This is a genomic window from Massilia rubra, from assembly GCF_011682065.1.
Lineage (GTDB): Bacteria > Pseudomonadota > Gammaproteobacteria > Burkholderiales > Burkholderiaceae_D > Telluria_A > Telluria_A rubra.
This window is the reverse complement of the sequence record NZ_VUYU01000020.1, coordinates 84805-106412: the sequence shown is the minus strand read 5'-3', so window position 1 is coordinate 106412 and position 21608 is coordinate 84805. Positions and strand designations below refer to the sequence as shown.

Sequence of the window (21608 nt, the reverse complement as noted above, 5' to 3'; positions counted from 1 at the left end):
TGTGATCTCCCATAGTTATTAGTAGGTGCCGATTCTGATTTTCAGGACGATCGGCTTGGCCGGCAGGTTGATGCCGTAGTCGACCTGGTCGCCATTCCAGTTGCGCTCCATGATCCATTGACCGTTTGCGTCGAAGCTGCCCTCCTCCACCCGCGCCAGCATGGTCGGCTTGCCCGCGTTGCTGCCGGCGCCGTCCAGGCGCAGGCGCACCTGCTGGCCGATGACGATGAATTCGTTATCCGCGATCTGCGCAATCGACACGCCGCCGCCAGGGTTCTCGGTGTTGGCCGGTTCATCCTTGATCTCCGGATTCCAGTGCTTTTCGCCGAAGCGCCACTGGCGGAACGAGACCGTGGCCTTCCAGTTCTTCATGGCGATGGTTTGCTCGCTGCGCTCGTCGCTTTCGGCCACGCCGTAGGTACGACCTTCGAAGGCCCATTTGGCCCACTGGCGCTCCATCGGCCGGAACACGGCAAAAATCGATCCGAACGGTTCGACCATCGTTTTGTCGGTCAGCTTGGACCCGAGCGGAAAATTGCTGTAGTCGGCGTAGTCGATCCCGAACGGCGCAAACCCCAATGCGCCGCGCCCCAGCACCTGGTAGGTGTAGCGCGCGTAAGTGGCGGCGTTGCCCAGTTCCGGCACCATCAGCGCATTGTCAGGGCGCTGGAAGCGATCCAGCGTGCCCGTGAACTTGGCTGACTGCGGCATGTAGATGTCGGGCGCGGCAATGTCGATCGCCGGTGCGGCCGCCTTGTAGATGTCGATCACATCGTAAGTCGGCCCGCCACTGGCGAAGTTGCCCTTCCACGGCGCCAGCGGTTCGAGCGGATCGCGCAGCGCGTTGTTGACGTACATCGGCAGGTTGTAGACCGCGCGCCCGGCTTTGGCGATATCGCCGATGTAGCTGGCAATCGCCCAGGCATGAAAATACTGCTCCGCGTAGTCGCCGTACACCTCGGTCCAGGTGCCGCCGGCCGCCAGCTTCACCGGCGACTTCTGGCGCTCCAGCACCGCCAGCGGCACCGGCTGCGCAAACGCCGCCTGCGCCTTCGCGCCGTAATCGCGCACCAGGCCATAGGTGCCAACCTCGTTCTGCACCTGCATCATGATGACGGTGCGATGCGTTTCGTCGATCTTTTTGATGTGGGTCATCAGCGCCACGAATGCCTTCGTGTCGGCCTTACGCGTCTCTTCCCCGAACGGCGACATGCAGTAATTGACCTTGCCATCCTTGTCCACCATGCGCGGAAAGCGCTGGTTATCGAACTTGACCCATTCCGGGCTGTATTGCGGATTGGTGTTCTTCCAGGTGGCGAACCACAGCAGCACCAGGCGCACCTTGTTCTTGCGCGCCTCGGCCACCAGCGTATCGACATAGCTGAAATCGAACTTGCCCTCGACCGGCTCGATCTGTTCCCACGCCACCGGAATTTCCAGCGTATTGGCGTGCATGTCGCGAATCGCCGGCCAAACCTTCTTGAGGGCGGCCGGGTAATTGCTCGAGTTGTGCGCCTGCGCGCCGAGCATCACGAACGGCGCGCCATCGACCATGAGCGCATGGCGCCCGTCCTTGTGCACCAGTTGCGGCAGCGGTGGCGCCGCCGCTACACTGGACGCGGCCAGGGCCAGCACCGCAACGACATGGCGCGCCATCAGAAGCTGTAGCGCATCTGCGCCGTATAGCGTGGCCCCGTGGCGAACCAGGCCCGCCCCTTGGTGCCGATTTCCTGGTCCATCTCCTGCCTGAACTTCGCATCGTTGATGTTCTGCGCTTCCAGGCCGAACGACAACTGCTCGGTGATCTTGTAGAAGATTGACGCGTCGAGCTGGCCGTACGCCGCCGCCCAGGTAGGCAGGCCGTAGCTCACATTATGCTGACCGACGGTCGGGCTGGCCGGATTGGAATCGAGGCCGTCGCCGCCCTTGGTGCCGTTCACGTTCACGCCCTGCAGGCTGCGCGAACGCCAGTTGTAGGCCAGGCGGGCCGACAGCGGGCCTTTGTCGTACATCAGCGCCAGGTTGTACGAACGGCGCGACTGGTTATACAGCGGCAGGTTGCCGAAGGAGCGGCCGTTGGTGTCGCAGCCGTTCATGTTCAGGTTCAGGTTCGACGCGCCATTGCCGGCGCCACCGGTGCAGTATTCCTGGAACACAGACTGGTACATGGTCTTCTTGCCGTCGACGAAGGTGAAATTGGCCTGCACGCCCAGGCCGGACAGCCATTGCGGCAGATTGTCGAAATACTGCTGGTACGCGAGCTCGAAACCGCGCGCCCTGCCTTTTGCGCCGTTGATCGGTGCGGTCACCGTGAAGTTGTTCATCGCGCCGTTCACGTCGGGCAGCTGGAAGTTGTAGCTCTGGTCGACGATGATGTCCTTGAGCTGCTTGTTGAACACTGCAAGGGTCAGCGAGCCGGCCGGCGCGAAATACCATTCGGCCGTCAGGTCGACCTGGCGCGACGTGACCGGCTTGAGGGCTGGGTTGCCGGAACCTTCGCCAGTGAGGGTCACGCTGTTCACGCGCACGATGCCGGCAGCGTCGTCGGAGGTGGTTTTCACATCCTGCGTCAGCGTCGTATAGCCCTGCAATTGCGAAAAATCCGGGCGCGACACGGCCGAGGAGGCCGCAAAGCGGAACTGCAGTTTATCGCTGGCCTTCATGCGCAGGTTCAGGCTTGGCAGCACGTTGCTGTACGAGCCGCTGTAATCCTGAGGGCGCACGAACGCCGGGATGTTCGGAATGGCCGGGCCGGTGGTCTGGTAGCCTGCCGGGATGGTCGGGCGGGTGTAGCTGAACACCGTATAGCCGCTCGCCTTCATGTCGGTCTTCACGTAACGCACGCCGATATTGCCATCGATCGGCATCGGCAAATCGTCGAAGCCGAAGCGCGCCTGCGTGTAGAAGGCGCCGGTCTTTTCGGTCTGCTCGTTCGATCCCGCCGGATCGGTGCCGTAGGACGCTCCTTTCCATGGCGCGCAGGCGGGCGTGGCGCCGTTGGCGGCGGCGTGTTCGTTACACAGAATATCGTGGTACTTGTGCAGTCCCGCGTAGCTGTCGGGGTAACCGGTGGCCAGCGAGGTATTCGGCACCACCAGCGACGGCACCGAGACTTTACCGCCGAAGAAGTTGTTGAAGTTGTGGACCCGCGTATTGCCGGAAAAGCGCGGGTCGCCCAGCGACGCCAGTTGGCCGATATTCCAGCCCAGTTGCCACGGCTGCGAAATGGCGACCCAGTTGTAATCCGGGTTGGTCTTTTCGGTGACCGCGTCACGCTTGGTCAGGCGCACGCCAAAGCGGATATCGCGCATGACCTTGTGATCGAAGTCGTACTGGGCGTCGCCCTTCCACGCGGTTCCCTTGGCCTTGCTGCGGTCCGCGTGCTCCTGGGTGAAGGCCCAGTAGTAGTTATTCGGATTGGCCAGGTAGGCCAGGTCGGCGCTGTCGAAGATCAGGTTCGGCCTGCCGCCGGCCAGGTCCATCTGCTGCTTGGGCATCTGCACGCCGGTGGCGACGGTCGAATCGAGATTGGCGGTCTTGGCGCGGATGCTTTGCAGGTCCGACTTGAAGGTCCAGCTGCTGGTCGGACGCCACACCAGGTTCCACGACACGTCCGTGGTATCGGACTTGCGGTTGGCAATGCGCGTATCGCCGCCGTAGTTGATGCCTTTGTCGGCCGGGTCGGTCAGGGTGCCGCTCACAAAAGCGCCCTTGCCATCGTAGGTGGCGCCCGGGCCGACCAGGATGTTGTAGGGATTCGATGCGGCAAAGATGGCCTGTTCGTCCCAGTCCATCTTGTAGCGCGACTTGAAGAACGTCAGCGAGGTGTTGATGTCGCGGTTCGGGCGCCATTGCAGTGCGCCGTAGGCGCCTTCGCGCTGGCGCTCGAAATTGAGCGTGCGCCACGACGCGCCCTTCGGAATCCAGACGGTTTTGCCGGGGACGACATCGTCGCGTGGAAAATACGGCTCGACCTGCAAGGCGTCGGTGCGGGTCGCGCTTTCGGAATAGGCTAGGTCGACCAGCACGCCAACTTCGCCGATGCCGGTCTTCCAGCGGTTCGAGAACAAGCCCGAGGCCGACGGCGAGCTGCGGCCCTTTTTCAGGTCGGAGTACGTAGTCTGCGCGGACAGCGCCACCTTCATGCCCTTGTAATCGAAAGGCATGGCGGTGCGCAGGTTCACCAGGCCGCTGATGGCGCCTTCGATCTGTTCCGCCGAGGGGTTCTTGTAGATGTCCACGCCGGCCATCAGTTCGGGCGGCACGTCTTCGTAGTTGAGCGAGCGCCCGCCGTTGGCCGAAAACGAATCGCGGCCATTGAGTTCCGAACGCACGTAGTTCAAGCCACGGATCGACACGCCCGAGCCTTCCACCGAAAAGTGTTCCGGGTCCGACTTGCTCATGGTGCGGTCGATCGTCACGCCCACCACCCGTTGCAGCACTTCGGTGACCGAGCGGTCGGGCAGCTTGCCGATATCGTCGGCCACGATGGAGTCGACGATTTCGTCGGAATTCTGTTTGACCTTCTGCGCCGAGTTCAAGGCGGCGCGCTGGCCGCTGACCACCACCACGGCGGGTTCGCCACTCGCGCCGACCTGGGCAATCGCTGCGCCGCCCGACATCAGTGCGATCTGTGCGACGGCGACGGCAATCGCTGTTTTCTTATAGTTGTTCAACTTGTCTCCTCTGTTCCAATCGGATTACTGCTGCTTTTATGTGTGTGCCGGCAGTGCTGCGCAATGCCGTTCATCGATACAGGCAAGCCCTCCCCAACACGGTTGTCGAAAGAAGCGAAGGCGGACGGAGACAGGGCCGCGAGGGCCTGCGGTTGATCATCATGGAGTGCATCTCGGTTGGATTTTTCTAAGCGTCGGCTGGTGCCGCGCTGGTTTGTGTATTGATTTTCCGAGCTACGCCAACCCGCCGCAATTACGAAAATGACCAAGGCGCGGAATGATATTAAGGAAACAAGGTTTGTAAGGCCCGTGGCTATATGCACCTGTCGCCATCGCGGCGAAAATGCGTCAACCACGGCATACCGGACTATTTTTTCTTGATGACGAGCATGGCGCCGAGGCGTATTTCAGCTCCCGGTTGTAGCTTGAGCGCGACGACTTTGTCGCCATAGCGAACCGTCCCGCCGCCCTGCCCCGCCACCGCGCGGATGGTGGCGCCGGCCAGCTTGCCGCCGGCCCAGGCGATATCGACTTCGAAGCCGCCGCGCGCGCGCAAGCCCTTTACCGAGCCGTCGGGCCACGACGATGGCAGCGCCGGCAGCAGGTGCAGTTCGCCCGTGTGCGACTGCAGCAGCATTTCGCAGATGGCGGCGGTGGCGCCCAGGTTGCCGTCGATCTGGAACGGCGGGTGAGCGTCGAACATGTTGGCGTACGTGCCGCCGGCGTTGTTGGTTTCGGTGCCGGGGCCGGCCTGCTGGGCGGCGCGCGCACCGGGCTTGGCGAGCTGCCCGCGCAGCATCTTGTAGGCGTGGTCGCCGTCCAGCAGGCGTGCCCAGAATGCGGTCTTCCAGGCCATCGACCAGCCGGTGCCGGCGTCGCCGCGTCCTTCCAGCGACTTGCGCGCGGCTGCCGCCAGCGCCGGGGTGTTGGCGGGCGAGATCTGCCGGCCAGGGAACAATCCGAACAGGTGCGAGACGTGACGGTGCGTGTCGGCGGGGGTGTCCAGCACCGGGTGCTTTTTCTCGTCCATCCATTCGAGCAGCTGGCCCCAGCTGCCGATGCGCGGGGCCGCAAGCCGGTCGCGCATGGCGACGATGCGGTCGCGGAAGGCTTTGTCGTCACCGAGGACATCCGCCGCTTCCACGGTATTGTTGAACAGGTCCCAGATGATCTGCTGGTCGTAGCTCACGCCATCTTCAATCGGCCCGTGCTCGGGCGACCAGCCGCGCGGCGCCACCAGGCGGCCGTCGGGCAGGCGCTTCAGATGGTCTTCCCAGAACGCGCACACTTCCTTCATCAGCGGATACGCGACCGTGCGCAGGAACGCGCGGTCCTGGGTGAAGGCGTAATGCTCCCAGAAGTGCTGCGCGTACCAGGCGTTGCCGGTCTTGTTCCAGACGTAGGTGGTCGCGCCGAACGGATTCGATTCCGTGCGCACGGTCCAGCCGCGCACCGGCTTGCCTTGCTCGGTCAGGAAACGTTCTTCACCGGCCTTGGCTGGCTGGGCCGCCGTATCGAGCAGCAGCTTGCGGTACACGGGCGCCACGCCGGTCACGAAATCGAAAAACGGCATTGCCGCTTCGGACAGGTTGGCCGGTTCCGCCGGCCAGTAATTCATCTGGATGTTGATGTTGGTGTGGTAGTCCGAATTCCACGGCGGCGTGAGGCTGTTGTTCCACAGTCCTTGCAGGTTGGCCGGGAGCGAATCGCGCGAGCTCGAAATGAGAAGGTAGCGGCCGAACTGGAAGAACTGCGCTTCCAGGCCGGGGTCCTTGCCTTCGGCGGTGTAGGTCTCGATGCGCCGGTCGGTCGGCAAGGCCCGGCGCGCCGCCGACGCTTGGCCGAAGTCCACGCTCACGCGCTCGTACAGGCGCTTGAAATCCCGCTGGTGCGCGGCGAGCAGCTGCGTCCACGTCTGCGCCCCCGCCGCACTGACCTGCCCCGACACGCGCGGCAAGGGATGCGCGCCCTGGAAGCGCCTGGCGGCATCGTTGACGTAGCTGGTGCCTGCGCCAAGCACCAGCACCAGCGCATCGCAATTGGTGAAGACGATGCGCTTGCCGTCGACCGACAAGGTGCCGCCCTCGTTGATCACCTGGACCTGGCTGGCGTAATCCATCACGTTCGATGTTGCCGGCTGCGAGAAACCGGCCAGCGAGCCGGTGGCGTAGATGCGATTGCCGACGATGCTGATGCGCGCATCGTGCATGTCGGTCAGTTCGATCGAACCGCTGTACTTGCCCGGCTGGCTGGCGCTCAGGCGCGCCACGATGGCCTGCGCCGGATGGCTGGCGAACATCTCGCGCTTGAACGTGACGCCGGCGTGCTTGTAGGTCACGCTGTGCAGGCTGTTATCCAGATCGAGCTTGCGCGCGTAGTCGCTGGCGGCTGTGTGGCCCGGCAGGTTGATGAACACGTCGCCGAAAGGCTGGTAAGCGCCCAGCGTCTTGTCGTCACCGGTCCACAGGGTGATGTCGTTGAACTGGATGCGCTCGCGCGCCACCTGCCCGAAGATCATCGCGCCGATGCGGCCATTGCCAATCGGGAGCGCCTCGCGTTCCCAGCCCTCGGGCGTGTCGGGCGCAGGGCGGTCGTAGCGCAGGGTGCGGTCGCCGGCGCTGGCGCCATGGACGACGCTGGCCAGCAACAGCGCGCAGTACAGCGACGCCTTCATTGCGACAGCAAGCGCTGCAAGGCGGGCTCCATCGCCCTGGCCCACACCTCGTAGCTTTGTTCGTTCAGGTGCAGCAGATCGGGCATGACCTCGCGCGAGAGGGTGCCGTCCGCCGTCAGGAAGGCCTGGTTGATGTCCAGGAAGGCGATGCGCTTGCCATCATCGAAGCCCGACAGGATTGCGTTGACCTGGTCGTTGATGCGGCGCAGTTGGCTATCGGGCTTTTCGTCGCGCGGGAAAATCGCCAGCAGCAGGATGTTGGCGTTCGGCAGACGCTGTTGTATTTCGTCGATATTGCGGCGCACGCCGGCCGCCGTGGTCACCGGGTTTTCAAGGCGGTCGCCAGTGTTGTTGGTGCCGACCATCAGCACCACCACCTTCGGATCGAGGCCGTCGAGTGCGCCGTGCTGCAAGCGCCACAAGACGTTTTCGGTATGGTCGCCGCCAAAGCCCAGGCCCAGGCCCAGCGCATTGTATTTGGCGTAATGGCGCTGCCAGACCGGCGCGCCGGTTTTCTCCCAGCCTTCGGTGATCGAGTCGCCGATGAAGACGATGCGCGTTTTCTCGCCGGCGGCGTTGCGGCGCCTGGCTTCCGCCTTCTTGGCCTCGTGGCGCGGTCCCCAGTGATTGATCGACCAGGATTGATTGAGCATCTCGGGCGTGACCGACTGCGTTTTGTAGTCCGGGCAAGATGTATTCGGCGTGCCCGACTTGAGAAAGCGCACCTGCGCGATACCGACCCGGCCGGTGCCGCTGCCTTCGAGCGCGAACGGCGTGCTCACAGCCGAAAAATCGTCGCGGTCGCGCGTGAAGCAGCGCATCGGGAACACCAGCGGCTGCCAGCCCTTGCCCGCCATGGCGCGCGCCGGCACCAGGAACGGCACCTGGCGCTCGCACCCCTTGCCGCAACCTACCTTAAACGACACGCCGCCTTGCGCCATGTCTTCCACATTCATGTCGAACGCCAGCACGCCCGCCGGCGCATAGGCGCGCAGGTCGAGCGGCGCATCGGTTTCAACGCGCAGGTTGGCGTACCAGGCGTCCTTGAAGTGCAAGGTCATCGCCTCCTGGCCGACATCGACCCCGACCCGGCTCGCCGCCACCTTGGGAACGGCCGGTTTTGGTACCAGCACCGATGCGCCAGCGACGCGCTGCGATGCTTCGAAGTCGGCGACCACCACGTGCGAGCCGGCGCGCGGGCCGGCTGCGTAGATGCTCAGTTCATCGCCCTGTTTGCCCGCGCCCTGTTTGCCCGCTGTAGTGCAGGCGCCGGTGGCCAGCAGCACGGAAGCGGCGAGCGCCAGGCGCGCGAATTGTTTGATGTGTGTCATGACGGGTCCCTGTTCAATCAACGGCGGCCGGAGCGCGTGACCACGTCCACCCACACCGCCAGCGTGAGTATGGCGCCCTTGACGATCATTTGCCAGTAGCTGTCCACATCGAGCATGGACATGCCGTTATCCAGGCTGGCCATGACCAGTGCGCCGATCAGCGCGCCGTACACGGTGCCCGAGCCGCCGCGCATCGAGGTGCCGCCAATGAAGCAGGCCGCGATCACATCAAGCTCGCCCGAGGTGCCGGCCGACGGCGAGCCGGCCGCCAGGCGCGCCGTGTTGATCAAGCCCGCCAGTGCGCACATCAATCCCATCAAGCCGAAGATCCACAGTTTGACGGCGCGCACGTTCACGCCCGACAGGCGGGTTGCCTCCATATTGCTGCCCACCGCGTAGATGCGGCGTCCGAACACGGTTTGCGTGGCCACGTAGCTGAACACCGCCAGCAGCACCAGGAGCAGCAGCACCGGCAGCGGAATGCCTTCGTAGCTGTGCAGGGTGCGCACCACCGAATACAGCACCGCGCCAATCGCCAGCAGGCGCACGCCATCGCGCACCGCGCTCGGCACCGGCAAGCCGTGGTGCGCCAGGCTGGCGCGCTGGCGCCAGGTCAGCACACAGGCCAGCACGAACAGCAGCACGCCAAGGCCGATGCTCAGGTCGGGCGACAGGTAGCCCTGACCCAGGTACACCATCTCGGCGGACACCGGCGCCACCGTGGTGCCGTCGGTCACCCCGAGCACGATGCCGCGATAGGCCAGCATGCCCCCCAGCCCCACGATGAACGACGGTATGCCCGCGTAGGCCACCAGATACCCGTTGAAGATACCGAGCACCAGCCCGCACGCCAGCACCAGCGGCACGATCAGCGGCAGCGGCAGGTGGTGGCTTACATCGAGCACCGCCGCGACGCCGCCCAATAACCCGAGCAGCGAGCCGACCGACAGGTCGATTTCGCCGGCGATGATGACGAATACCATGCCGCAGGCGAGGATGCCGGTAATGGACATCTGGCGCATCAGGTTCGACAAATTGCGCGCCGAGGTGAAGCCGCCGTCGGTTTTCAAGCTGAAGAACAGCCAGATGAGGGCAATCGCGGCCAGCAGGGCCAGGATTTTGTACTGCGTGAATATTTGCTTGAATTTGATGGGGTTCATGTGGTCTGTCGCGAAGGTGGAGTCGTTCAGTGCGCAGCGTGGTCGAGGGCGGCGGCGAGCAGGGTTTCCTGGGTCAGGTTCTGGTTGACGAAGTCGCCCCGCAGTTTGCCCTCGCCCATCACCAGCACGCGGTCGGAAATGCCCAGCACCTCGGCCAGTTCGGATGACACCATGATGATCGACATGCCCTGCGCGGCCAGTTCGAACATCAGCTTGTAGATTTCGTATTTGGCGCCCACGTCGACGCCGCGCGTGGGCTCGTCGAGAATGAGCACTTGCGGCTTCGTGAGCAGCATTTTCGACAGCACCGCCTTTTGCTGGTTGCCACCCGATAGGCTGGTAATCGGCAGGAACGGGCTGGCGGTTTTCAGTCCCAGGCGGTTGATCTGGTCCTGCACGGTTTTCAGTTCGGCTTCGCGGTCGATGCGGGTCAGGCGCGAGAACGATTCGAGCACGGACAGGGTGATGTTCTGGCCCACGTCCAGGTCGCGCACGATGCCGTGCTGCTTGCGGTCTTCGGGCACCAGCGCGAAGCCGGCGCGGATCGCCTTGAGCGGGGTGCCGGTATCGACCACGGCGCCATGCAGGCGCACCTCGGCCTCGCTAACACCCGGATAGGCCCCGAACAAGGCCGACACCAGCTCGGTGCGCCCCGCTCCCACCAGGCCGGCGATGCCGAGGATTTCGCCTTTGCGCAAGGTGAACGAGACGTTGTCGACGCGTTTGCGTTCGGGTTTGTCGATGTCGTAGCAGGTGACGTTGCGCGCTTCGAAAATCACCTCGCCCAGTGCGCGCTCCTGCTTGGGATAGAGCTGGTTCATCTCGCGCCCGACCATCTGCGCGATGATGCGGTTGACATCGAGTTCGGCCATCGGCGTGGTGGCGATATGTTTGCCGTCGCGGATCACGGCGATGGTGTCGCAGATGGCCGCCACTTCATCGAGCTTGTGCGAGATGTAGACGCAGGCCACGCCCTTGGCCTTGAGCTTGCGGATGATCTCGAGCAGGATCTTGATTTCGGCGGCGGTGAGAGAGGCCGACGGTTCGTCCAGGATCAGCAGCTTGGCGTCCTTGTTGAGGGCCTTGGCGATCTCGATCAGTTGCTGGTGGCCGCCGCCGTAGTTCATCACCGGCAGCACCACGTTCACATCAAGCAGGTTCAAGTCTTTCAGCAGCTGTTCGGCGCGGCGGTTCATGGCGGGGTAGTTCATGCGCCCGCCGAAACCGGTGATTTCGTTCCCGAGGAAGAGGTTTTCGGTCACCGACAGTTCGGGCACCAGCATCAGTTCCTGGTGGATGATGATGATGCCGGCGGCCTCGGTTTCGCGGATCGAGGCGGCGCGCAGGGGCTGGCCTTCGAACAGGATCTCGCCGTCCCAGGTGCCGTGCGGGTAGACGGCGGAAAGCACCTTCATCAAGGTTGACTTGCCGGCGCCATTTTCGCCGCACAGGCCGATGCACTCGCCGGCGCGGACCTTCAGGTCGATGCCATCGAGCGCACGGACGCCGTCGAACTGCTTGACGATGCCCTTCATTTCAAGCAAATAGTCAGACATACTGGTTCTCGTGTTTGAAAACGTTTTCACAACAAAGGCGCACGCCGCCCACCCAACCGTCATTCCCGCGCCGGCGGGAATCCAAGGCATGTTCGCTACTCGACGGTGCCTTGGATTCCCGCCGGCGCGGGAATGACGGTTTGTAGGTTTGTGGCCAAAAAGCCAGTTAACTTAACGACATTCGTGTCAGAACCTATTTCCCCGCGATCTGCGCCTGCGTGTAAAACCCGTCCGTCACCAGCAGATTGATATTTTCCTTGGTCAGCGCGGTCGGCTTGAGCAAAATCGTGCTCACCTTCTTGAAACCGTTGTCATACGCGCCGTTATAAGCAGGCTTTTCATTGCGCACCAGCTGCACCGCGAGCTTGGCCGCTTCCCCCGCCAGCAGCTTGAGCGGTTTGTACACGGTCATCGCCTGCGAGCCGGCGATCACCCGGCGCACCGCCGCGATATCTGAATCCTGGCCCGACACCGGCACCTTGCCATCGAGTTTTTGCGAGGCCAGCGCCTGGATCGCGCCGCCCGCCGTGGCATCGTTCGAGGCCACGATCCCGTCGATCTTGTTGTTGTTGGCCGTGAGCGCATTTTCGACAATCGACAGCGCTTCCGACGGGCTCCAGTCCTTCACCCACTGCTTGCCGACGATCTTGATATCGCCCTTGTCCACCAGCGGTTGCAACACGGCCATCTGGCCTTCGCGCAGCACCTTGGCGTTGTTGTCGGTCGGCGCGCCGCCCAGCAGGTAGTAATTACCCTTCGGGCGCACCTTCACCACACCCGCCGCCTGCATCTCGCCCACCGCCTTGTTGTCGAAGGAAATGTAAGCGTCCACATCGGCGTTGAGCACCAGGCGGTCGTACGAAATGACCTTGATGTTGGCCTTCTTGGCTTCCTTGATGGCGTTATTGAGCACGGTGGCGTTGTACGGCACGATGACCAGCGCATCGACCCCGCGCGAAATCAGGTTCTCGATCTGCGCGATCTGCTTTTGCTCGCTGGCGTCGGCCGACTGCACGAACACCTTGGCGCCCAGCTTGTCGGCCGCGGCCACGAAATAGTCGCGGTCGCGCGCCCAGCGCTCGAGGCGAAGGTCGTCGATCGAAAAGCCGATCTTCGGGTTTTTGGCGTCCGCGCTGGCCTGGCCGCTGGTGAGAATCATCATGGCCGATACGACCGCAACACTCAGAATTTTTTTCATCTTGTTTGTCTCCATTATTGTTATACGACGTGGATGCTACCCGGCGTGGCGCCGTGTTTTTGGCAACAGAATAGCGGATTTTTGCAATTTGTTGCCATATTTACATTTAATGGTTATGGCGCGGCAGATCGTGCCCCACGCCTCGGTAAGGCAGCGCCATTTCCATGCAACCGCCCTGCTCCAGCTGGCCCACGGTGGAACGGTACAGCTCCTGCCACGGGGTCTGGCTCGCGGGCGTGGGCGGCAGCGGTTCCTTTTTGCGTTCGGCCAGCACCTCGTCCGCCACCAGCATGTCGCAGCGGCCCGTGTTCAGGTCGACGCGGATGATGTCGCCGCTGCGCACATACGCCAGCCCGCCGCCGGCCGCGCTTTCAGGCGAGGCGTTCAGGATCGACGGGCTGTCGGAGGTGCCCGACTGGCGCCCGTCGCCCAGGGTCGGCAGGTTCAATATGCCGCGCCGGATCAGCGCGTCCGGCGGCTGCATGTTGACCACCTCGGCCGAACCCGGCCAGCCGATCGGGCCGGCGCCGCGAATGACCAGCATGCAGCCTTCGTCGATATCGAGCGCCGGGTCGTTGATGCGGGCGTGGTAGTCGCCCGAGCCGTCGAACACCACGGCGCGGCATTCGAACACGTTTTCATGGCCCGGCCGGCTCAGGTAGCGCGCGCGGAAATCGGCCGAAATCACGCTGGTCTTCATGATCGCAAAGTCGAACAGGTTGCCCTTCAAGACAAAGAAGCCGGCCTTGGTTCTCAAAGGCGCGTGGTACGGGAAAATGACTTCGCGATCGACACTGGCGCGCCCTTGCAGGTTGACCGCCATGGTGGACCCGGTCACGGTCAGTCGGTCGGCGCGCAGTTTGCCGGCCTGTTGCAGCTCCCACATGATGGCGGGCACCCCGCCGGCGCGGTGGAAGCGCTCGCCGAGGAACTTGCCGGCCGGCTGCATGTTGAGCAGCAGCGGCACGTCGTGGCCGTATTCCATCCAGGCGCTCGATTCGATCGCGATGCCGGCGTGGCGCGCCATGGCCATGATGTGCGGCTGGGCGTTGGTGGAGCCGCCAATGGCGGCGTTGACCACAATCGCGTCGAGGAACGCGTCCTTGGTGAGGATGTGCGAGGGCCGCACATCCTGGCGCGCCAGTTCGACGATGCGCCGGCCGGTTTCGTACGCCATCTGCCCGCGTTCGCGGTACGGCGCCGGTATGGCCGAGCAGCCAGTGAGCGACATGCCGAGCGCTTCGGCCAGCGCGTTCATGGTCGAGGCCGTGCCCATGGTGTTGCAGTGCCCGGCGGACGGGGCGGACGCGGCTGCAATTTGCAGGAATTTTTCGTTGTCGATTTCGCCGGCGGCAAGGCGACGGCGGCCGTGCCAGATGGCGGTGCCGGACCCGGCCAGTTCGCCCTCGAACCAGCCGTCGAGCATCGGCCCGCCGGAGAGCACGATGGCGGGAATGTCGACCGTCGAGGCGGCCATGATCTGGGCCGGCGTGGTCTTGTCGCAGCCGGTGGTGAGCACGACGGCGTCGATCGGGTAGCCGTGCAGGATTTCGACCAGGCCCAGGTAGGCCAGGTTGCGGTCGATGGAGGCGGTCGGGCGGCGGCAGTTTTCAAAAATCGGGTGCAGCGGAAATTCCATGGCAATGCCGCCGGCGTCGCGGATGCCGTCGCGCACGCGCTTGGCCAGTTCCAGATGGATGCGGTTGCAGGGGCTGATATCGCTGCCGCTCTGGACGATGCCGATGATCGGCCGGCCGGCACGCAATTCGTCGGCGGTAATGCCGTAGTTCATGAAGCGCTCAAGGTAGAGCGCGGTCATGTCGATATGGTCGGGATTGTCGAACCAGTCCTGCGAGCGGTAGCGGAGTGACGGAGTTGGATGGGTGCTCAAGCGATGTCCTGTAGCGAAAAAGTGTGCTGGGGCAGGCCCGGCGTGTCGGTGCGGAAGGTGAACAGCGCGCCGGCCAGCGGTTCGCGCGCGCGCTCGGCATCGCTCAAGCCTTTCCAGGCGGTGGTCACAAAAACGGTGCGCAGGTCGGGGCCGCCGAAGGCCAGTTTGGTGATGTTCGAGACCGGAAAGGCGATGGTGCCGCTCAGTTCGCCGGCCGGGTTGTAGCGGTCGATGCGCTCGCCCCGGAACATGGCGACCCAGATGTTGCCGTCGGCGTCCACGGCCATGCCGTCCGGGTGGCCGGGGGCGGCGCTGGCGATGAACGGGCGCTTGCGCGTGGCCGTGCCGTCGGGCAGCAGGTCGAAGGCGTAGATTTGCTTGCCGAGGGTGTCGGTGTGGTACAGCGTTGTGCCGTCCGGGCTCATGGCCGGGCCGTTGGTGATGATGTAGCCGCTGTCGACGGTGGTGAGGACGCCACCCGGGTGCAGGCGGTAGAGGGAACCGGTGGGCGCGGCTTCGCCGACATCCATGGAGCCGAACCAGAGGGAGCCGTCGGCGGCGACGAAGCCGTCGTTGAAGCGGTTACCGGGCTGGTCGGCTTCGACCGGGCGCAGGAGGGAAAATGCTCCGCTTTCGGGGTTGAACCGGTGCAGGCCATCATCGAGGCCGACGATGAAGCCCCCCCTACCGTCGGCCGCCGGCACGATAAACCCCGGCCGTCCCGGCGCACTCCACGATTGCCGGCGCGCGCCATCGGCGGCGCAGCGATGGATCTGCCGGCCGCGAATATCCACAAAATACACGGCATCACTGGCCGCATGCCACAGCGGCCCTTCGCCCAGCTCCGCCCCCACCGGCCACAAACAAACAGGCTGCGCCATGCTCATGCTCCGTACCAGCCGGCGTCGACAAAATACTCGCGCCCGGTGCAGCGCGCCGCATTATCCGACGCCAGAAACAGCGCCAGCGCCGCCACATCCTGCACTTCCACCCGCTCGCGCAGGCATTGCCCGGCCAAAATCTTGACCTCTTCCTCCGGCGTGTGCCACAACTGCTCCTGGCGCGGCGTGCGCACCGCCCCCGGAATGATGCAGTTGACCCGAATCCCATCAGCGCCCAGATCGCGCGCCAGCCCGCGCGTCATGCCCTCGATGGCGGCCTTGGCCGTCATGTACAGGCTCAGGTTCGGCAAGGCCAGGTGCCAGGAAATCGACCCCATGTTCAGGATCACGCCTTCGCCCTTGACGCGCATGCCCTCGGCCGCCGCCTGCGCGCAAAAGAACTGGTGGCGCAGGTTGACCGCCATGCGCTGGTCCCAGTAGGCCGGCGTAACGTCGGCGATGCCATGACGGTCGTCATTGGCGGCGTTATTAATCAGTATGTCGACCGTCACGCCGATGCGCGTAAAGACGGCGGCCAGCGCGTTCAGGTCGGTCAGGTCGCACGGCAGGAACACCGGCGCATGCGCGCAACCGGCCAGCGCGGCGGCCAGCGCCAGCGACGCTTCTTCGGCGATGTCGACAAAAAACACGCGCGCGCCCTGGCGTGCGAAGGCACTGACCATCTCGGCGCCGATACCGCTGCCGCCGCCGGTCACCAGCACGGTTTTACAGGCAAGATCGGGGTAGATCGCGTAAGTTAGCTGTCGTGGCGTGCTCATTGGGTCATTCTCAGCAGGCCGCGGCGGGCCAGGTTGTCGAACAGGGCGCGCACGCCAAAGGTCCACGGCGCAACCTGATCGCTGCGCTGGACTTCATTGAGCAGCGTGCCGAGCGATGGCGTCGAGATGCTGACCCGGTCGCCCAGGTGATGGGTAAAACCGCCGCCGGCCGCGTCGCGGTCCTTGATGGGCGAGAACATGGTTCCCAGAAACAGCATGAAGCCATCCGGATATTGATGGTGCTTGCCCCACACCTGCCCAACCAGCTCGAGCGGATCGCGGCTGATTTCGCGCATGCGGCTTGCGCCCGCCAGGCGGAAATCGTCGTCCGCGCCTTCGATCAGCATGCTGACCTCGGCGTTACGGATGGTGTCGATCGTAAAGTGCTGGTCGAACAGGCGAATGAACGGCCCGATCGCGCAAGAGGCGTTGTTGTCCTTGGCTTTACCGAGCAGCAAGGCGCTGCGGCCTTCGATATCGCGCAGGTTGACGTCGTTGCCCAGGCTGGCGCCACGCACTTCGCCTCGACTGTTGACGGCAAGCACGATCTCCGGCTCGGGATTGTTCCATTTGGAATCGGGATGCAGGCCGACATCGGCCCCGAAGCCCACCGCCGACATCGGCTGCGACTTGGAAAACACTTCCGCGTCCGGGCCGATGCCCACTTCCATGTAGGGCGACCAGAGGCCGCGCGCGATCAGGTCTTGCTTGAGTTTATCGGCCGCCGGCGAACCGGGCTTGATGGCCGAGAGGTCGTCGCCGATACATTCCTGCATCGCGCCGCGCAGTTCGCCGGCCCGGGCCGGGTCGCCCTTGGCCTGTTCTTCGATCACCCGTTCGAGCAGGCTGACGGCAAATGTCACGCCGCAGGCCTTGATCGCTTGCAGGTCGTTGGGGGCCAGCAGGCGCGTGCCCTCGGTTTTTGCGTTGGCCAGCAGCTCGTCCAGCGTGCCCAGCGAATCGCCGGGGGCGTTGCGCGCGATCTCCGGGGCGTCGGCGCGTTCGAGCAGCTCGGCCATGGTGGCGGCGTGCGCGCTGATATCGATGACCTGGCCGTCGCGCACCACCACCACCGAGGGACCGGCGCCGGCGCGCCAGGCGCGGCCGACCAGCAAGGCCCGTTCTGCATCGACCGGCAACATCGATATGTATGAATCTGTCATGTCTCTCTTCCCGATTGGACTCGATGCCGGCCGGGGAGCTCCCCTTGCCCGGCATCACGGGATAGATGGTGCACTGAGTGTTGGGTTTTTTCTATTATGAAATCCACCAAGGGCGATCATGATTATCAGCAGCGTTACTTGCCATCGGCGGCGGGAGGTGTGTTGCGTATTGCGCAGAATGACCACACACATTTGACAGTTGTTTCCTACAAGCATAGTCTTCTTGAGCAACTGCGCCGTTGCGAAGGGAGAATGCATCATCCCGTGCGTGGGCGGCCAATCACATCAGCAGTTCATCCACCCAGAGGTTCCCTTGAACGACTATTTCCGCTCCAGCCAATCGCGCTTCACCCTCTTGTTCTCCGCCATTTTCGTCGCCTTGCTGGTCATTACGCTGACAGCCATCGCGCTGTTCATCACGCCGGAACTGAAACGCGCCGAAGGCCAGCTGATCGGTAACGATGTCAACAACATTGCCATCAAGATCAGCGAGCAACTCAAGCAGGTCGAAGCGCAGCAGCGTGCCATCACGCAGACGGTGGCCTTGATGGACAGCGCGGCGATCGACACCCTGCTGCCCGGCCTGGTCGATCAGTATGGCGACCTGAACGTGTTCGGCGGCGGCATCTGGCCGGTCCCTAAAAAGCGCGATCCGGAAAAGGAAAAATTCAGCACCTTCTACGCGCGCGACGCGGCCGGCAAGCTGCAGGTCAACACCCACTGGAATTCGCCGGAGTCGCTCAAGTATTTCGAGCAGCCGTGGTGGCAGGGCGGCGCCAAGGCGCCCAAAGGCCAGTGCGCCTGGGCCAAGGCCTACAAGGACGACGCCAGCCCGCAGCCGCGCACCAACTGCGCCATGGCCATCTACAAGGGCGATGAGCTGTTCGGCGTCTCGACGGTGGACGTCACGCTGGGCTTTTTCAACCGCCTGGTGGCGGACATGGAAGCGGCCGTGCACGGCCAGATCCTGATCCTGGAACACGACGGCAAGGTGGTCAGCAACAGCAGCTATATCAAGAGCGAGATCGTGCTCAAGAACATCAGCGACCTGGCCGCCACCTCGCCGCTGGCGGCGCAACTGGTCAAGGTGCTGCCGCAACTGGGCGACAAAGCCGCGCTCGAATCGTCCTACCGCAGCGACGGCGCCGAGCACACCCTGTTCGTGGCCACCATTCCGGGCAGCCCGTGGCTGCTGGCCACCGGCCTGCCGAATCATCTGCTGAGCCAGCAGAGCAACCGCATCCTGCACACGCTGGGCGTGGTGCAGATTCCGATCGCCATCGCCATGCTGGTGTTGATCGTCCTGGGCATCCGCATGATCATGCGCCGCCTGGCCGTTTTGAAGGACAACATCGACGCCCTCTCGGCCGGCGACGCCGACCTGACGCGCCGCCTGCCGCCCGGCGGCGGCATGGAGTTCGACGCCGTCTCGAGCAGCGTCAACGGCTTTATCGCGCGCCTGCAAAGCATGCTCCAGCAAATCGGCATGAGCACCCAGTCGATCGCGCTGGCCTCGCGCGAGATCGCGGCCGGCAACCAGGACCTGTCCGCGCGCACCGAAGCGCAGGCCAGTTCGCTGGAGGAAACCGCCGCCTCGATGGAGGAGCTCACCAGCACGGTCAAGAACAACGAGGACAACGCCAGCCAGGCCAACCGGCTGGCGCGCGAGGCGTCCACTGTGGCCGCGCAGGGCGGCACCATTGTCTCGAGCGTGGTAACGACCATGGGCGCGATCGAGCAGTCGTCGCGCAAGATTGTCGACATCATCAGCGTGATCGACGGGATCGCCTTCCAGACCAACATTCTGGCGCTGAACGCGGCCGTCGAGGCGGCGCGCGCCGGCGAGCAGGGACGCGGCTTCGCCGTGGTCGCCGCCGAGGTGCGCAACCTGGCGCAACGCTCGGCGGCGGCGGCCAAGGAAATCAACGCCCTGATCGGCGAGTCGGTGGCCGGGGTCGACAAGGGCGCCGCACTGGTGGCCGAGGCCGGCGCCACGATGCAGCAGATCGTGGCCAGCACCGACAAGGTGGCCAGCATCATCGGCGCCATCATGGGCGCCAGCGCCGAGCAGAACCTGGGCATCGGCCAGGTCAACCAGGCGATCACCGAACTGGACGATACCACCCAGCAAAACGCCGCCCTGGTCGAGCAAGCGGCGGCGGCGGCGCTGTCGCTGCAGCAGCAAGCGGCCAACCTGGAGCACATTGTCGGCGGATTCAAGGTGTAAGGTGGGAGCGCACCCGAGTAAACCTGAAACACCCAGGCCAGTCTTGCCGGCATCGACCGCAGCCTGGGCGCAAGGCGCTACCCCAGCAGTTGCAGCTTCTCGCGCCAGGTTTCCTGGACTGCCGGATCGGCCACGCAATACAAGCCGTGCGCGCGGCGCAGGATGATGTTCGACGCCATCAATTCGTTCACGACGGCCCCGATTTCTTCCACCTTGACCTCGCGCCCGAGCACGCGACTGTAATGGGCCGCCGCGATCTTCTCGAACACAGCGCTCGCCAGTTGGCCGAGTTGCTCGACCTTGGCCAGTTCGATGTCTGCGGCCGCGCTGCGCAAGGTGGCGGCCACAACCGGTAAGTAGCCATCCGGATCCTGGCCGGCGGGTGTGTGCAACTGCACCTGGCGCAGCGCCTTGAGCAGTTCCTCCGGCCGGTGTCCCAGGGTGCGGAAAGCGGCCAGCACGACCTCATGCGAGGGCACATTGGGCACGCCGGCGTGCTGCAAGCGGGCCAGCAGATCGGCAGTGTAGTCGGCGTCGAGGACCGGGTACGTAATGGACTGCGCGCCGCTGAAGGCTTGGGTTCGGCGCGCGGTCAGCTCGCTGACCATCGCGCGATGCGATCCGGTACCGATAAAAATGAAATGGCCGACGGTAGCGGGACGCGGATTGACCGCATCGCGCGCGGCCTTCAATGCGACCAGCAAGTGCTTGCCATCGTCGGTCGTGATCGCTTGCTGTACCTCATCGACAATCAGCACCACATCGCAGCGGGCCTGGTCCACCAGCTCGGTAATGACCTGGGACAAGGGCGTGCCGCCCGTTTCGCCAATCTTTTCCAGCTTGAACCCGAATTTGAAACTCAGGGCGCCGACATCCACCCCGCTGACCCGCGCCAGGCGCGCCAGCAAGGACGACCCCGGTGTTTGAAGTTGCGCAAGGGCTTCGCGAATGGCGTCGCGCACCAGCTGCGCCGGGTTCGCCCTGGTGTCGCTCCACAGGTCGACATACATCACCAGCGCGCCTTCCCGCTCGAGGGCGGGAATGAGGTCGTTGTGAAGGAAGGTGGTTTTGCCGGTGCGCCGCTGGCCCGACATGAACAAGCCGGAACGGGAACCCTGATCCAGCACGTCGGGATGAATCAGCTGGCGCGCCATGGACGATGCCAGCACCGGGCGAGCAAAATAGTGGCTCATGGAATTGGCTCCAATCATGTGGGGCCTCGAAAAACCGTAGCGAGCGGCGCAAGTGTCGTCGCCAACGCGCATGTCCGGGCAGCGCAGCCGTACGAAGGTACGGTGAGCATCGCAGGACATGCGCGTCCGCGACGACAATTGCGTCGCGCAGTAGTTTTTCGAGGTCCCCGTGTGTCACCTACTATTATAGGGACGGCATGACTGGAACCAAACCCGTTTTGCTCGCGCGGCCTCAGGCCCGCTTGCGCCGGCTCACCATGCCCAGCACGGCCAGCACCAGGCCGAACAGCGCCATGCCGCCCGGCTCGGGCACGGCCACGGCGCTGGCCTCCACGCGCAAACCCTGGTCCAGCCCCAGGCCGGCCGCGTCGAACCACTGGCCGCCCTGCTCCAGCGCATAGCCGGCCAAGGGACTGGCGGCCGCGCCGGGCATGCTGGCCTGGCTGGCGCTGTCCCAGGTCGCGGTGAACACGATCCAGTAGCTGCCCTCGCCCACCGCCCAGTCCAGGCCGGCCAGCCCGCGCCAGCCGGCCTCGCCCACGCCGGTGGCAAAGCTGGCCAAACGCAGCGCGCCGCCCGGAATGAAGCCGCCCTCGCCGTCGGCGCTGTTACTGAACAGGCTGATGCCAACCTCGCCCGCATCGGTGCCGAAATAGCCTTCGACGCTATTAATCGTCGTTGCGGCGGGCAGCGCAAAGCGGCCCGCATAGCTGTGGCCGCTGTTAAAGGCCCAGCCCGCGCCGATGGTGCTCGACGGCGTGCCGGTGTCGGCCACCAGCGCCGCCTGCGCCAGCGCGGGCGCGCAGCCCAGTGTGAAAAGTAAGACCGCAGTAAAGCGCAATCGTTCGAACAACATGCTTGTCTCCAGATAGATAAGTG

The 21608-nt window shown here is 64.3% G+C and carries 14 protein-coding genes; 1 reads left to right on the top strand and 13 read right to left on the bottom strand.

Annotated elements, in window-relative coordinates; genetic code table 11:
• Positions 1 to 18: 18 nt before the first annotated feature.
• The 11 genes from F0185_RS24680 to F0185_RS24630 all read right to left on the bottom strand — a co-directional run bounded on the left by F0185_RS24680 (position 19) and on the right by F0185_RS24630 (position 17309).
• Complete coding sequence (locus F0185_RS24680) at positions 19 to 1656, bottom strand: GH35 family beta-galactosidase (RefSeq protein WP_167228952.1); 1638 nt, start codon at positions 1654 to 1656, stop codon at positions 19 to 21.
• Positions 1656 to 4676: a TonB-dependent receptor gene (locus F0185_RS24675; protein ID WP_167228950.1), complete on the bottom strand. Its 3021-nt coding sequence runs from the start codon at positions 4674 to 4676 to the stop codon at positions 1656 to 1658. Before F0185_RS24675 ends, F0185_RS24680 begins: the two co-directional genes overlap by 1 nt.
• A 367-nt stretch (positions 4677 to 5043) precedes the next feature.
• A complete protein-coding gene (locus F0185_RS24670) occupies positions 5044 to 7350 on the bottom strand; it encodes a glycoside hydrolase family 95 protein (protein WP_167228948.1) in 2307 nt (768 codons plus the stop codon).
• Positions 7347 to 8681: a GDSL-type esterase/lipase family protein gene (locus F0185_RS34955; protein ID WP_167228946.1), complete on the bottom strand. Its 1335-nt coding sequence runs from the start codon at positions 8679 to 8681 to the stop codon at positions 7347 to 7349. Before F0185_RS34955 ends, F0185_RS24670 begins: the two co-directional genes overlap by 4 nt.
• Before the next feature lie 17 nt (positions 8682 to 8698).
• A complete protein-coding gene (locus tag F0185_RS24660; RefSeq protein ID WP_167228944.1) occupies positions 8699 to 9841 on the bottom strand; it encodes a sugar ABC transporter permease in 1143 nt (380 codons plus the stop codon).
• A 26-nt stretch (positions 9842 to 9867) separates the two neighbouring features.
• Positions 9868 to 11397: a D-xylose ABC transporter ATP-binding protein gene (gene xylG, locus F0185_RS24655; RefSeq protein ID WP_167228942.1), complete on the bottom strand. Its 1530-nt coding sequence runs from the start codon at positions 11395 to 11397 to the stop codon at positions 9868 to 9870.
• A 193-nt stretch (positions 11398 to 11590) separates the two neighbouring features.
• On the bottom strand, positions 11591 to 12595 hold the full coding sequence (xylF, locus tag F0185_RS24650; RefSeq protein ID WP_167228940.1) for a D-xylose ABC transporter substrate-binding protein: 1005 nt from the start codon (positions 12593 to 12595) through the stop codon (positions 11591 to 11593).
• A gap of 106 nt (positions 12596 to 12701) precedes the next feature.
• Complete coding sequence (locus F0185_RS24645; RefSeq protein WP_167228938.1) at positions 12702 to 14486, bottom strand: IlvD/Edd family dehydratase; 1785 nt, start codon at positions 14484 to 14486, stop codon at positions 12702 to 12704.
• Positions 14483 to 15373 carry an SMP-30/gluconolactonase/LRE family protein gene (locus F0185_RS24640; RefSeq protein WP_167228937.1) on the bottom strand — a complete coding sequence of 297 codons (891 nt, stop codon included), beginning with the start codon at positions 15371 to 15373 and terminating at the stop codon, positions 14483 to 14485. The genes F0185_RS24645 and F0185_RS24640 overlap by 4 nt, the downstream gene beginning before the upstream one ends.
• Entirely contained in the window at positions 15370 to 16146 is a 777-nt protein-coding gene (gene xylB / locus F0185_RS24635) for a D-xylose 1-dehydrogenase (protein ID WP_167228935.1), read from the bottom strand. Before xylB ends, F0185_RS24640 begins: the two co-directional genes overlap by 4 nt.
• Positions 16143 to 17309, bottom strand: a complete 1167-nt coding sequence (locus tag F0185_RS24630; protein ID WP_167228933.1) for a fumarylacetoacetate hydrolase family protein — start codon at positions 17307 to 17309, stop codon at positions 16143 to 16145. Before F0185_RS24630 ends, xylB begins: the two co-directional genes overlap by 4 nt.
• A 313-nt stretch (positions 17310 to 17622) precedes the next feature.
• Here F0185_RS24630 and F0185_RS24625 point away from each other — a divergent pair, with 313 nt between their 5' ends.
• Complete coding sequence (locus F0185_RS24625; protein WP_223164569.1) at positions 17623 to 19536, top strand: methyl-accepting chemotaxis protein; 1914 nt, start codon at positions 17623 to 17625, stop codon at positions 19534 to 19536.
• Between the two features lie 77 nt (positions 19537 to 19613).
• On the opposite strand, the gene F0185_RS24620 is transcribed toward F0185_RS24625, so the two are convergent.
• Together F0185_RS24620 and F0185_RS24615 are read right to left on the bottom strand one after the other, a co-directional pair.
• The gene (locus F0185_RS24620; RefSeq protein WP_167228931.1) at positions 19614 to 20729 is read right to left on the bottom strand and encodes an AAA family ATPase; all 1116 of its coding nucleotides are present in this window, start codon (positions 20727 to 20729) and stop codon (positions 19614 to 19616) included.
• Positions 20730 to 20961: 232 nt separating this feature from the next.
• Entirely contained in the window at positions 20962 to 21585 is a 624-nt protein-coding gene (locus F0185_RS24615; protein WP_167228929.1) for a PEP-CTERM sorting domain-containing protein, read from the bottom strand.
• Between the last annotated feature and the right edge of the window lie 23 nt (positions 21586 to 21608).